The organism is Oceanivirga salmonicida (genome assembly GCF_001517915.1).
Classification (GTDB): domain Bacteria; phylum Fusobacteriota; class Fusobacteriia; order Fusobacteriales; family Leptotrichiaceae; genus Oceanivirga; species Oceanivirga salmonicida.
In genome coordinates this window covers 1-267 of record NZ_LOQI01000223.1, presented here as the reverse complement: position 1 = coordinate 267, position 267 = coordinate 1, and the positions used below count along the sequence as shown (strand labels likewise).

General features: G+C 30.3%; 1 protein-coding gene. It reads left to right on the top strand.

Translation table 11 applies throughout. The features are described from left to right. Positions 1 to 267: ATP-binding cassette domain-containing protein (locus tag AWT72_RS09050; RefSeq protein WP_156413170.1), on the top strand; the 267-nt coding region annotated here is incomplete at both ends.

The window sequence follows — 267 nt, the reverse complement described above, 5'->3', positions numbered from 1 at the left end:
ATCTGCTAAAATAATTTTAGAAGGAACAAGATCAGAAAATATTGGTTTTGTCTTTCAATTTCATCATTTGTTGCCAGAATTTACTGCTATTGAAAATGTTGCTATGCCAGCACTTAGAAATAGTAAAGATAAAAATAAAGTATATGAACATGCCAAAGAATTGTTAGGTTTAGTTGGTTTAGGAGATAGATTAGATTTTTATCCTAGTGAATTATCAGGTGGACAAAAGCAAAGAGTGGCTATTGCAAGAGCCTTAATAAATAATCC